General features: G+C 40.8%; 8 protein-coding genes. 1 reads left to right on the forward strand and 7 read right to left on the reverse strand.

Annotated features, from left to right (window positions below; translation table 11 throughout):
* Nucleotides 1-114: 114 nt before the first annotated feature.
* Nucleotides 115-3,036 carry a glycoside hydrolase family 9 protein gene (locus tag QCD85_RS05445; protein ID WP_301261880.1) on the forward strand — a complete coding sequence of 974 codons (2,922 nt, stop codon included), beginning with the start codon at nt 115-117 and terminating at the stop codon, nt 3,034-3,036.
* Between the two features lie 42 nt (nt 3,037-3,078).
* Here QCD85_RS05445 and QCD85_RS05450 read toward each other — a convergent pair whose 3' ends face one another.
* From QCD85_RS05450 to QCD85_RS05480, 7 genes are all read right to left on the reverse strand, one after another.
* Nucleotides 3,079-5,259 carry a GH92 family glycosyl hydrolase gene (locus QCD85_RS05450; protein ID WP_301261881.1) on the reverse strand — a complete coding sequence of 727 codons (2,181 nt, stop codon included), beginning with the start codon at nt 5,257-5,259 and terminating at the stop codon, nt 3,079-3,081.
* Between the two features lie 15 nt (nt 5,260-5,274).
* A complete protein-coding gene (locus QCD85_RS05455) occupies nt 5,275-6,399 on the reverse strand; it encodes a glycoside hydrolase family 88 protein (protein WP_301261882.1) in 1,125 nt (374 codons plus the stop codon).
* A gap of 33 nt (nt 6,400-6,432) precedes the next feature.
* Nucleotides 6,433-7,308 (reverse strand): carbohydrate ABC transporter permease, encoded by an 876-nt coding sequence (locus tag QCD85_RS05460; protein ID WP_301261883.1) that lies wholly within the window; start codon nt 7,306-7,308, stop codon nt 6,433-6,435.
* A 19-nt stretch (nt 7,309-7,327) separates the two neighbouring features.
* Complete coding sequence (locus tag QCD85_RS05465; RefSeq protein ID WP_301261972.1) at nt 7,328-8,182, reverse strand: ABC transporter permease; 855 nt, start codon at nt 8,180-8,182, stop codon at nt 7,328-7,330.
* Between the two features lie 190 nt (nt 8,183-8,372).
* Nucleotides 8,373-9,995, reverse strand: a complete 1,623-nt coding sequence (locus QCD85_RS05470) for an extracellular solute-binding protein (protein WP_301261884.1) — start codon at nt 9,993-9,995, stop codon at nt 8,373-8,375.
* A gap of 251 nt (nt 9,996-10,246) precedes the next feature.
* The gene (locus QCD85_RS05475) at nt 10,247-12,613 is read right to left on the reverse strand and encodes an AraC family transcriptional regulator (RefSeq protein ID WP_301261885.1); all 2,367 of its coding nucleotides are present in this window, start codon (nt 12,611-12,613) and stop codon (nt 10,247-10,249) included.
* Between the two features lie 374 nt (nt 12,614-12,987).
* Entirely contained in the window at nt 12,988-14,358 is a 1,371-nt protein-coding gene (locus QCD85_RS05480; RefSeq protein ID WP_301261886.1) for an amino acid permease, read from the reverse strand.
* Nucleotides 14,359-14,488 lie beyond the last annotated feature (130 nt).

The raw sequence follows: 14,488 nt of genomic DNA on the forward strand, positions 1-14,488 counted from the left end.
ATCAAACCGTACAGAATACATCACGTAAATGCCCGAATACATCATGGTTTGTCCCAAAATCATCCTCTATGCTGATGATGTAGTTATTTTTATATTTCAAAAGGAGGATTATGGATGTTATTCAAAAAACAGCTTAGACAGCAATGGAAAATAGTCGGGCTATTCAGTCTTATCCTGGTGTTGCTGACAGGTAGCTTGTTCGTAAATGGATGGAGTCCCAAAAAAGCAGAAGCTGAACCCACTATTCAAGTCGTTGTGAGTCAAGCAGGATACAGTGTGAACGATTATAAAAATGCTGTTGTGGTGTCGGATACCGTTCTGTCAGATACGTATTTTCAAGTTGTAAGCGTTACCAGTTCTGTTTATTCGGGTACGATGGTCAATGAAGGTTATCACTGGGGCAAATATGTGTATTCTATTGATTTCTCTAATATTCATACACCTGGAACCAGTTATACTGTGCGTAGCAATGGTATATCTTCTTACACATTCCCGATTGCAACGAATATCTGGGACAATTATAAAGACGAAATGACTGCTTTTTACCGTCTGCTTCGTTCAGGTGTTTCTACAGAAGATGCTTATCCTGATGGATATAGCACTGTTGCTCCTTCTGCCAAGCTTTATCATGAAGCAGGTCATTTAGACGATGCCAAGTCGATAGATGGCACACAGCATTATGATCTTACAGGAAGCTGGTATGATGCTGGTGATTATGGTAAATATGGCGGCAATCAATGGGTAGGTGCGGAGATCGCTTTATCTTATGTCCGCTATGCAAATACAACAGCCGTTCAATATGATTATGACCATAATGGTATTCCTGATCTGATTGATGAAGCGATTTTTGGTAGTGATTATTTGGTCAAATTCGCGAATCAACTGGATGGCGAAATGTACAATTTAAAAAACAATGCAGCTTTTATTCATCCTGAAAAAGCGACCGATAATATCCCCAATACATCCGATGACCGTGTGCTTTCGGATCTTAGTGTAGGAGGTTCTGCCAAATCAGCAGGTACACTTGCGGCAACAGCAAGAGCGCTCCGTACCGCTATCTCTAATGGAACTATTCCTTCTGCTCAACAATCCACATTGAATACATTAGCCAATCAATATCAAGCAGCCGCAATCGTGTTCTACGATTATGTGGTCGCTCATCCTGATGGGCCTGTCGGCTCTTATTCCACCAGAGGCGGCATCCCTAATTCCAAATTATTAGCTGATGTAGAGCTGTATCTATTGACCGGCAATACTACGTACAAAACAGCTGCTACCGCTTTTATTCAAGATTTGGATAGTCTGGATGTGAGCTCGACGAATTATTGGGATATGAGTCCTTTGTCGATGGCTGAATTTTATCCAGTCGCTGACAGCGCTACGCAAAACCATATTCATAGTCTGCTCAAAGAACAAGCAGATTACTTTATGTCCTCAATGGACGATACCCCCTACCATGTACTCAACCAATTTAAAAATTTCGGTGTCAATGAACCTCATGCTTCCTATCTAGGTGATATGATGCGTTATTACGAACTATTCGGTGATCCCGAAGTATTGGATGCGGTGCTCAAAGGAACGTATTGGATTTTTGGTGAAAATCCATGGAATATAAGTTGGGTATCCGGTATTGGTAGCGATTATGTGGACTTTCTGCATACCCGCTTTGATGAACAAGCCAATACAGCTACCGGAACAGGCATTGTATTGCCTGGCGCTATGGTGAGCGGCCCCAATATCAAAGATACCAAAAATAAAAACAGTATCAGCCCATGGTATCAAGATCGTTCTCTATTCAATGACGACGTTAGCCAATGGCGTTATAACGAATTCAGTATTAGTATTCAAGCAGGTCTGCTGTATACGATTATGGGATTAAGTGCTACAGAACGAACACCATCTACAACACAAGATGTCCCTGTTCCATTTACTATTCTTTCTCCTATTATTGGTGATAAAGTTCGTGGTAATGTGACGCTGTTTGCCGATACGGATCCACGTCTGAGTAATCCACAATATGTTGCTGCCGGTGCAAATGCAGGATATCAATCTATGTCTGTTCAAGGAGATGTGTATACAGCAGTGATAGATGAAAGTACCAGCGTTCCTTATTTCAATCGACGAGTAGATATACGTGCTAATGATAATCAGGGGCATCGTACGTATAGTTCGACTCATTATATGGTCGCTCCGCCATTACCTGATCCAGCTTCTCCTCTGTTGTATGATGACTTTGGTGGTGCAGGTTCATGGGGTGGTTCTTCCACCAATGCCACATGGGTGAACTGGTATAATCAGAATCGAGGTACAGGTTCATTTTCCAAAGTGACTGTCGATGGTCGTACCGCTGGCAAGTTCTCACAAGTACCGATCACTGTTGATTCTGCCGCCAAATTTCAGCCATGGCATGATACCGTCGATCTAACAGGGTATCAATACCTGAATGTCACGCTCAAAAATCCGGGTTTTCCTGCTCTACGCACTCGTATTGAAGCATCCGATGGTAACAAAACCTATAATCTAACAGGAGGTTGGGTTACTGTTCCGCAAAACTGGACCAAATTACAATTTAATCTCAATACCTTATCCCCTGCGATTAACAAAAAAGAAGTCAAATTTGCGATCTGGCTCAAGCAAAATACAGTCACTAATGGTGAAATGCTAGTCGATGAAATTAGCGCCAGCAACGTCAAACGTGGTAGTGCCCCTACATTGACTAACGGTACAGTGAATACGACGACTGGTAATCCTCAGACTAATTTCACTTTTGATGTCACTTATACTGATGCTGATAATGATGCACCGCTTGTTACAGAACTCGTATTAGATGGTGTGATTCATGAAATGGTCGCTACAGATCCAGCAGATACAACATACACTGATGGCAAAATATATCGGTATACAAACAAGCTGACTCCAGGTAACCATTCATACTATTTCCACACCACCGATACGTTTACAAATGCAGTTCGTACTACCCTACAGCAAGCGCCACACGTCAGTCATACTTCATCTTCTTTACTGTCTAACGAATAATCTGAATAGCCAAGCAGACAACAGGTACAGCGTGTTTTTCGCCTATGCTGTTGTCTGCTTTTTGTTACGCCATTCTTGTAAAGGAGAAGGCGGCAGATCACTACTTCCCCATGATTGTCGCTCTCTGCTTAGTCGCAGTCTCAATTGACCTCCATGTTGTATTTCATGATGTCGTATCCATGCTCGATCCAATACTCGATCATTAAGCCAAGCTTCAGCAATATAGCGATTCTGTGTTCTATCGCTTACATTTGTATCTCCTTCAACCACTATATTCAAAAAAATCTGCGCTGATTCTGTGCCTAACCGTAACGTGATAGAGTCAAATACAGGCGGAACTAGAAAGTAAATATCCTGTCCCATCAATGGATACAATCCTAGTGCTGAGCAAATAAAGAACGCACTTTGACAACCCATATCTTCATTATCTCCCAGCCCATCACGCGCTACTTTAAAATACGTCTGCATACATTCTCTTACACGCTCTGCTGCTAGATCAGGTCTACCTGCATAAATGTACAGATACGGAATATGAAGCATCGTTTCTTTGGAATAATAATATCCATTATCAAAAAACGTATTTAGATGTTCGACAAATGCTTGATTCCCTCCATGTCGCTCAATAAGCCCTGCAAAATCATGATGCGTACTGAATGACCATTGCCAGCTTGTCCCTTCGTAAAAGTAAGGATCATTCCATGAATCGGTTCGACATACCGCAGGATCAAATGGCTCTACCCATCTCCCATCAGGCAAACGTGGTGCAAAACAACGACGTTCATCGTTCCACAGATTCCATAACTTGGTTGAACTTTGATAATACTGTTCAGCAATCTCAAGCTCACCTAATGATTCAGCCAGACTGCCGATACACCAATCTTGATAGCTATATTCCATATGACGGGATACAGCATTTTTGGGAACATGGGTCGATAGATAACCGAGGGATAGATAGTCTTCCAGATAACGACCATACATCCATGTATCCGGTGAATACACTTCATTGTTTTTACGCATTTGTGCAAGTGCTATTTTATAATTCAGATCAGGCAATCCTTTTAACATCGCTTCATTGAACAAAATATCGGCTGAACTTCCACCTTGAATCATTGCACTATGCCCTGCTATCCACGCATCAGGCAACCATCCTATATGATTGGCAATATCTAATAAACTGTTCAAAATGCCTATTTCTAACTCAGGATCTATTAAAGTAAGCAACGAATTAGCATTACGCACACTATCCCATAATGCATAAAGATCCGTATACTGGCGTACACCAGATACCCAACCATGATATTCATCGTCGATTCCTAGATCAGATGGCATACACCATAGACGGGTCAGTAATGTATACAACAACGTCGTATGTTGTTCACTTCCTCCTTCCACTGTAATTCGGCTTAGCTTTTGCTCCCATACATCACCAGCTTGTTGCCGTATATCGTCAAATCCACCTACAGCTTCACGTTCAATACTGGCTTTGGCTTTGCCTATACTGACGTACGATATGCCTACTTTCACTTCCACTATTTGCTGATCGTCAAAACTGACTGCCGCACGGCAATGCTTTCCATCGACCACATTGTGCTCACGGATCCCGGTATGATCCGCTAATATACATGCTGAAAACGGTTGTTGACATTGAATTGAAAAGTAAATCGAATAAGGATAATCATGCCCCCATCCACCTCGAAAATCCGAACGTCCTACCAACTCTGTTGATGATACTTTTTCCAGATAACCACCGATACATAATCCTGTTGTTGCTCCTGGCTGATCGCCTTCTACTTGAATCACAGCACTGCTATCTATCCATAAATGACCTGATATTCCTTCTGGAAACGTATAACGATGACAACCGGTACGTGCTGTACTTGTCAGTTCTGCTTGAATCCCTTCAGGCATTAAGCGAACATAATAATATCCAGCAGAAGCTTGTTCATGCTCCCGTTCATATCCATCAACTTGTAATCGCATTTCTCCGATAAATGGCGTAATTCCTATATTTCCATATCGCCCACCACCGCCTGTTCCACTAACATGAGTATGACTAAATCGTACAATCGGGCGCTGACTGTCATATCCATGAGAAAGTTGCGGTGGCAATGTATCTGGCGATAAACGCACAATACTGTTCGGTAAATAAGGACCGCATAAGCAATTATTTTCGCCATCCACACCGATAAAAGGATCGACATAATCTATTCTTGCTTTCTCCATCACAGGAATCTCCTTTTACCAGAAAATATGGGTCTCCCCTTTAAGCTTCGCCAATGCTTCCAAAAAGAAATAATCACCATAAATAATCGGTACTTCTACTTCTGCTCGCGCAGGATAGCTTGCTGTACCTTTGATAATAAGAGCTTCTTCGTTATCATTTTGAGGGGTGTAATCTTTAAATAAAGACTCCACCGTTGCGGTTGCATGATCACGATATATAGATGCACGAGAGTCTTGATCTTGTTCTAACAAATAAGCCAATTCCAACATTCCACTAGCTGCACACGCCGCCGCTGTAGAGTCTTTGATATGAAGCTGATCATCTGGTGCACGAAAATCCCAAGGAGGTACTCGATCTTGTTGCGTCTGACTGATCCAGAAATCAGCGACATCCAGAGCGGTCTGCAAATATCGGGAATCACCGGTATACCGATATCCAATAGCGAATCCATAAATCGCCCATGATGTTCCACGTGACCATGCGGAATCAGGATCATATCCCTGACCACCTAATCCTTCTATCAGTTCTCCTGTCTCCGGGTCAAAACGTACAATATGATGTACCGATCCATCTTGCCTTACAAATTGCTGGATCGTCATATCACTATGCGCTTTGGCTATATGACGAAAACGTGGATCACCTGTTGTTTCACTTGCCCAGTACAGTAACGCCAGATTCATCATACAATCGATAATAGCCAACCCTTCACTGCCTTCATGTAACCATGCTCGAATAAAATGTCCCTTGAGATTAAATCGCCCTGCCAGATGACTTGCTGCAATGAGCGCTCTTCTTCGAGATAAGTGATTACCTGTTAACTTGTAATTAGCGACAGACGTTAGACTCCACAAAAATCCATTGTCATGATGCAATTTTTCAAACTCATGCAATAATTCATCCAGTTGTACTTCACAATCTTGTGCGATTTCTTGTGCTTGTCTATCCCCTGTTTCACGAAAATATAACCATAAAATGCCTGGCCAAAAGCCATTAGTCCAGCATTCCAGTTCACGTGCATCGTACTGTCCGTTAAAAGAAGCATTAGGAAAAGTGGCTCCTATTCGTTGACGAGTTCTTTCCAATTTTTGCGTGGTATATTCCCATGCTTGCTCTAGCCATTGCGTATCGGTATAAATCATGTGTATTCTCCTTTTTTATTCACTTTTGGCAGATTAACCTTTGACCGCTCCAATCATGACACCTTTAACGAAATATCGCTGTACAAATGGGTATACACATAAAATCGGTAAAGTAGCGACGACAATCGTTGCATATTGTAGTGTAGCGCTCACCTGTACAATTTGATCTGCGGCTGTGGTGCCTAGCATCAGATCTGTCGAATTCGAAATTAAGATTTCACGCAAAATCAATTGCAATGGAAACAACTGCCGATCTTTGAGAAAAAGAGAAGCATAAAACCAGCCGTTCCATTTCTCTACCGTATAATAAAGTGCCATCACCGCCATTACGGGAAGACTAAGTGGAACAACGATACGGGCAAAAATCGTCGGGTGATTGGCTCCATCAATTTTGGCTGACTCTTCCAGACTATCTGGAATCGCTTGAAAAGAAGTACGCATCACGATCAAATTAAACGTATTGACTGCAAATGGAATAATCAGTGACCAGAGCGAATTCATCAAGCCCATACCTTTAACCACCAGATAAAAAGGGATCAAGCCACCTGTAAAAAACATAGTGAATACAATTAAAAACGTAAACAGGTTGTTCCAGTACACATTTTTGCGAGATAACACATAAGCCGCTAATGCTGTAACCGTCATATTCAATATCACACTGGCTCCTACTACAAATAATGTATTCAGATACCCTTTAATAATTGAAGGATTATCCAGTACTTTCACATAAGCATCTAGATGGAATCCATAAGGTTTGAGCAGTAGACCGGAATGAGCCATCATCCGTGACCCGTCACTAACTGAAGCGACCAGCACATAATAAAGCGGATATGCGGTTAACAGAACAAGCACAATCATGATCCAGATAATCGTCCAATCGAATACTTTTTCCGACCATGAACGCTTCATAACATTCTCCTTTCGCCGCTTACCACAGGCTATTTTGGCTTACTTTGCGACTGATATAATTAGCGGCAAGTAATAATGCTAGATTCAGCACCGAATTGAAAATGCCGACTGCCGCACCAAAGCTCCAATTAAATTCAATCAGACCTTTGCGATATACATATGAAGAAATAATATCTGCTGTATCGTAGATCGACGAATTATAAAGTAAAATGACTTTTTCAAATCCCAGATTAAACAATCCGCCCATTCGCAAAATAAGCATAATCATCACGGTTGGCAATATGCCGGGTAACGTTACACTGATCATCTGTCGCCAGCGTCCTGCGCCGTCTATCCGGGCAGCCTCATACTGTTCCTGATCAATTGAACTCAATGCCGCAATATAAATAATAGATTCCCAACCGAACCGTTGCCAGATTTCAGATACGATATAGATCGGTCGAAAATAAGCGGGATTCTGTAGCATCGAGGTATCTGATCCACCAAGCCATACGATCAACTGTGTAATCAAGCCACCACTATTTGTGAAATCTTTGACCAATCCACAGATAACAATAAGCGAGATAAAATAAGGCATATACGTTACCGATTGTACGACACGCTTAAAGGAACGGCTACGTAATTCATTGATAAGAAGCGCCAATATAATCGGTGCTGGAAATTCAAAAATTAACGTATTTACACTCAAAATAAAGGTGTTTTTGAAAATCCGCCAAAAATATAATCCATTAAAAAAATCTCGAAAATGTGCAAGCCCTACCCATTCACTACCAAGAATCCCGTTAGCTGGCGAGTAGTCTTTGAAAGCAATAATCGTTCCATACATTGGCCCATACTGAAAAATAATATAATACGCCAAGGCAGGCAAAATCATCAGATATAACCAGCGATTCAGCTTGAAATCTTTATGCAGAAATTTAGCGTAGCTCTGTACACCTACCCAACCTTTACGGGTATCGTCTTTTGATGTAGCTACAGGTTTATCCTGCTTGGATCGACGATAACGTTGTGTATCCGATAATCGGCTCATGTGCGTTCGCTCCCTTCTTTTGCATTAGAGCCTATTAACGGCTGTTATACCGATCAAGTGCAGCTTGTTGAATTGATATAGCTTTATCAATATTCAGTACTTTTAACTTCTGGATAAATTCATCGTAAGATTCGATCGGTTCTGTTCCAAGTACGATTTTGATCGTTGTTTCATCGACCAGTGTATTCACTTCATTGATAATTTGAGAAAATTCTGCACTTTCTTCGGCTGTAGGTGAGATCGGTGGTAATTGATACTGATCCACATCCGTTTTCATCCATGTTTGGACTGCTTTTTGTTGTTGTGGCAATGCCGCATATTGTTCATAGTAGCGCTTATCTTGAATCGTTGGCCCTCCGGTTGCACGTGTATACAGTGTTAGATTTTGAGCATAATTATCTTTGATCAGATCGGTATAAGTGGGGTAACCATTTTCCATCGTATAACTAACGCCTTCGGTACCAAAATTGAAAAATAAAGCTCCTTCTTCGCTGTATCCGTAATCAAGCAATTGCACAGCCAGTTCAGGATGCTGACTTTGTGGTGAAATCGCAAAATTACCACCGGAAGGTGCAGAAAAGTCTTTTTGTCCAAATTTTGGTGTATCGCCTTTGTTCAACACAGGATAAGGGACACCAACCAGATCAGCTTTCGGGTCTTGAGCTTGCAAAGCTGCTAACCATTTTCCAATACCTCCACCTGCTAATCCATAAGAAGCTCCCGATTTACCAGAAGTCATATTGGCATCGCGAATTTTACCATCTACTGTTGCAATATCTTTGTCTAACAATCCTTCGGCATACCATTGACGCATCGTAATCAAGAAGTCTTTAAACCCCGGTTCCAATGGCCCGAATTTCACTTGACCATTTTCCATATAGAAATCTCGCTTCACCCCAAAAGCACCATAAAAAGCGCCTGTTTGCAGATCATCAAATAATCGCGGCGTACTGACAAAAGTAAGGGGAGCAGTGGCTCCTTTTTTTTCTTTAAAAGCAGTCAATACAGTGTGCCATTCATCAATCGTGGTTGGCACTTCCAAGCCCAATTCATCTAACCAGTCTTGCCGTACAATCAGACCACCATACGTTTTGAGATAATTATCTCCACGAATAAATGGAAATCCATAATAAGTACCGTCATCGGTTTTGATCTGTTTATCGACTTCAGGATGTTCTTTCAAATACTTGGTTAGATTCGGAGCATACTGAGCAAATAGGTCATTTAATTTGAGAATATTACCGTCTTTGATCGCTTTCTCTGGTCCTCCGGGATAATTCTGAAGAAAGTTCCATTCGATAATATCTGTAAATTCTCCAGAAGCAAACATCATATTCAATTGCTCATTCGCTTGATTCACAGCAGGTAATACATATTTCTCTTGTACGCCTGTGCGCTTCGCTAAATCTTGAACAAATGGAAATTCTTCCATTGTTGACTTGACTGCTAACTGTTGAGCAAATGGAGTTGAATCTGTCCAACGGGTCAGTTCAACATCAGTTTGAATCGGATAAGAACCAATCTTATGCGTTTTGGCGTAATCTTCATCCTTTTCGGCTGATGTTGAAGATTGACCACTTGAACAGCCACCCAATAACAACATGATACAGAACAATCCGAGTAAAGATGTTCGCCCTCTTTTGAATCTATAGCTCATCGTATTGCCTCCTTTATCTATAGAGCACTTACATCTACATCGCATGTGGGTACATATTCAGTTCAGCTCATCCACCTGTGAATAGAAATACAAGCTAAACACAAATCAGCAGAACCAAAGGAACCAACTCAAATGTAAGTGCTTACAAATTTATTCTGCTGTATATTTTCCTTTTTTTCTATCTTCAATATATCCAAAAGCATGTTCAATTTTGTAGATTGTCTCTCTAAAATCTCCAATCTAATCCTCGTTTATAGCGTATTTCGGTATTGCCCTGGAGTCATACCTTCTATTTTTTTGAAAATGCGAATAAACGTATTTAGACTTTGGAATCCAGATTGTCCGGCTATTTCTTCTAATGTTATAGGCTGATCCCGTAATAATGCTTTGGCTTGGTCGATACGCATCCGGTTGATATAGTCCAGTAACCCTTCACCGATATAATCACGAAATAATTTCGATAAGTATGTTGCTTTCATTTCAAAATGTTCGCCGATCATAGATACATTCAGATCGGGATTAGTATAATTGTGATCGACAAATTGTTGTACTTGTTGAATCAGATACTCTAATTCAAGATTGCGGTTTTTTTGTTTATTGTGCTCTTGCCTTGCGGCTGTATGACGACATACATCTTCTAACATGAATAACAGCAGTCCTTTCATTTCTTTGACTGTGCCTGCACGGGTTAATGTCTCAATTGTCTGTTGATGACGGGTAAGAAACACATCTTTACTATCTCCTGACTCCACCATGCTTTTGATAAATGTCCCGACCAGATCAAACATCAGACATTTAGCCAGTTCAATCGGAAGTATCGTTTCATGCAAATTACGTTCGACAATCTCCTCCAACAATTGACGGGCACGTTCAGCATCTCCTACTTTCATATCATTCAGCAATTGCCGTTCGATTGATAAAGGAAAATAATAATCATGACTTTGTTGCAACAGACGCTCTTGATACAACTGTTCATAAATCAACACTTCTGCATGATCCGCTACAAATTTGTATTCTAGCGATATCGTCGCTTCATGATAGGCTATTGCAATGCCATCAATCCCTGTATGCACGCCGCTAATCGCTATCGTCATTTCGGCTCCATATTTATGTTTCAAAAAAACCTGTGCACTTTGCACCAATTCGATAAGTCTGGATAAAGACTGCTGTTCGACAGGTAATTGTACAAGGCAAGCCGTTAATTCATCGACTTCGGATAAATGTATGCGATACGCTACAGCTATCGTTTCTTCTATTACATTGGTGATAATAAAGTGTAGCAATCGGTCTTGACGATGATTGTCCATATCCGCAGTACGTTCATGAAATACAGGGCTAGATTCGATATAAATAAGCAATACGGCAAACTGATCTGCTTCACTACCGATATGAAGAGACTCTAATATTTCTTCTCTAGAAATATCATCCTGCTCATCGACTTTTCCTTTGAATAAACGGGCGATAAAGCCACTGCGAAGCTGATTTTGCTGTTGTTGCATACGCAAGCTGATTCGATCATTTTCAGATAATGTACGTGACAGATGATCTTCTATCCAGGTAAATTCATTACTATCCATACCTGTCTGCTTATTGAGTCGCATATTCAAGATGTCGATCATACGGCGAATCGGCTGATAATTACGGCGCATAAATAAATAAGTCAGTACCAATCCGCCCAGCAGACTGACGCCCACTCCATAATACATAAGTCGTCTGACTTCATTCGCTTCTTTACGTACCAAGCGATCTGGAACAATACTTACATAGGTCAGATCCGAATTGTTGGAGCGGATAAAATAGTAACGTGCTAGTTCTCCACTTTGATTACTTTCTATATATCCTTTCTCTCCCTCAAATTGATTGAACTCAGGCAAAGTCTGCTGTTTCTTCTGATCAGATACCAGAATAGTGCCATCTCCAGCAACAATCAAAGTCTCGCCATCGCTAAAATCTCGTATTCCTGCAAGCGCCTTCAAAATTTGTTGCTGATCCATCATTACGACTGCTGATCCTGTAGGCTGGTTATTCAAATCTACAGGGAAAGGACGAACAAACGTTAAATACTCTTTGGAAAGACGGGATTCATAATGCGCTGTTGTTCGCAAAAAACGCTGTTTGCCTGTAGCACTCACTAATTCTCGCCACTGTGCCAGACTCAGATCGCCTCCACCATACAATTCTTGATACGCCATTTCACCGGGTTGTGAAGTTGAAGGTCGGATCACACTATCACTGGGTGTCCAATAAATATAGAAATCATCCAAAGTAGTATACGTAGAGCGAAACAGCTTCAAGTCCTGCGCGACTTGATACACTTCATAACGATAATCTCCACGGGCAAATGTATTGGAATATAGTAACCTTTGTACATTAACATCTCCATAAATCTGGGTCGTTAATCGCTGAAACGAATCAATCCGATTATCTACAGTCTCTTGCATTTGCTGTAATAATGAATCATGAGCACGTTCGATCTGCTGTTGTAATGCTTTGACTGTCTCATGATAGACCCATGTACTGAGCAAAATAGGCAACAATAACACCACCATATACGACGCAAACCATGCTACAATCACACTGCGCCGCAAGGTACGCCATTTTCTCCATTTTATGTTCACGATACAATCCCCTTTCCATCTTTCTATTCTTGCTCTACGTCTATTCTCTTTGATCTATGAGTCGTCTGTTATTATCTCAAAAGTTCTGTTATATCCTGTACTCAAAATATACAAATCAATCATCATTTTCACCACAACTTACTTGGACAACCATAGAATCGCTAGTATGATGCAAAAGAGAAATGAGTTGACTACACTTCAACCTTTCTTCTATTCACACTACTTTCGTCTATGTGTGCTATAGAAGGTATAAAGATACAGCAAAGATCACTTCACTACAAAAAAGCATCTACCTTTTTCTTATCACATACAAGAAAAGGTAGATGCTTTTTGAATAAGTCTATACATCTATAATTATTTTACAGATTATCCCGTCAATCTATCCGCTGATCCGATTTCTTCCCAATTCGAAATACATAATAACTAACAATCACAATCGCAATAAATACAATCCCAACGATTAATGAGTTATGTGTATCCGGGTTGAACCACATGCCGATCAGCACCAGTGACAAAAAGATAATCACGATATAATTACTAACTGGAAAAAATAACGATTTAAATGGATGTTCGTGAATATCATTTTTCCATTTTTTGCGAAACTTAAATTGACTAAATGCCATCGCTAACCATGGAACCATCCCTGGTAATATACTGGCACTGTAAATGTACAAAAATAATTTGGAATCTGGAAACAGGTAATTAAATAGCACGCCGACCAATAATAAAGCAATCGTCGTCATAATACTGTTGCGAGGCACACCACTTTTTGAAATTCTAGCGAAAAACGGTGGTGCTTGTTTGTTTTGCGCCAGTGTATACAGCATTCGTCCTGCACTATAAATACCACTATTACAACCAGACATCGCTGCTGTTAAAACAACAAAATTAATAATACCTGCCGCCGCTACAATGCCTACTTTGGCAAATGTTAAAACAAACGGGCTTCCTGTTGTACCGACTTCATTCCATGGATAGATCGTCACGATCACAAAGATTGCACCTACATAAAAAATCAATATCCGCCAGACGATATTTTTGATCGATTTTTTCAAAGTCACTTTTGGATTTTCAGCTTCTCCTGCGGTAATCCCGATCATCTCGATGCCCTGATATGCCGCAGTTACAATACATAATGCGAATAAGAATCCTTTTAACCCACCTGCAAAAAATCCGCCGTGGATATACAGATTAGATAAGCCGATAGGCACTCCACCATTGCCAAGTCCAAAAAAGATCATACCTGTGCCGATCACCAGCATCGCACTAATCGCGATCACTTTAATCATCGCAAACCAGAATTCAAATTCTCCATAAAACTTAACCGCCGCTAGATTCGCTGCCGCTATAATGCCGACACCGGCTAACGCTGGAATCCACTGTGGAATCTCCGGGAACCAGTACCCTACATAAATACCTATAGCAGTAACTTCCGCCATCCCCACCGTTACCCATAAAAACCAGTAACTCCATGCTGTTAAGAATCCAGCCAACGGACTAATATACTTATGGGCAAATGTAGCAAATGAACCTGTGACCGGTTCAACGATTAACATTTCGCCCATCATTCGCATCACAAATAACATAATTACACCTGCTACCAAATACGCCAACAGCACAGAAGGCCCTGCCCATTGAATCGTACTGGCTGATCCCATAAATAGACCGACACCTATCGTTCCTCCGAGTGCAATCAGCTCAATATGGCGTGTTTTGAGACCTCTAGTTAATTGTTTCGTTTCCAAACAAAACGCTCCCTTTCAACTGTGTTCATTATGTACAACGATTATAATATAGTTGTAAATGTATTCGCCGTGACATACATTAACGCATTACAGAATTGCTTCAACAAATTGTAAGGGAATATGTAATGAA

The sequence above is a fragment of the Paenibacillus sp. PsM32 genome, assembly GCF_030433815.1.
GTDB classification, from domain to species: Bacteria; Bacillota; Bacilli; order Paenibacillales; family Paenibacillaceae; genus Saccharibacillus; species Saccharibacillus kyungheensis.